Raw genomic sequence first — 228 nt, 5'->3', positions numbered from 1 at the left:
ACCGCCTTTGATTTGAAGTAAGTGATTTCACCTGTTTCAATCTCAATTGCAGTACAACCAACAACATCGCCGTTATCATTTTTAACTAAATCAAGTGCATACCACTCAGAGAATACATTTGTTTTATTTTTAACGTTTTGTTGATAAAGAAGATGTAATAAAGCATGGCCAGTACGGTCAGCTGCTGCTGCAGTACGTGCTGCTTGTTCGCCACCAAAGTTCTTTGAT

Annotated in this window: 1 protein-coding gene; it reads right to left on the bottom strand. The window is 38.2% G+C overall.

Annotated elements, in window-relative coordinates; all coding sequences use genetic code 11:
• Positions 1-228, bottom strand: a 228-nt coding sequence (locus SB756_RS36400; RefSeq protein ID WP_410914114.1) for an FAD-binding protein, incomplete at both ends; no start/stop codon positions are given.

The organism is Pseudomonas sp. SIMBA_068, from assembly GCF_046534705.1.
Lineage (GTDB): Bacteria > Pseudomonadota > Gammaproteobacteria > Pseudomonadales > Pseudomonadaceae > Aquipseudomonas > Aquipseudomonas putida.
This window is presented reverse-complemented; position numbering and strand designations above follow the sequence as displayed.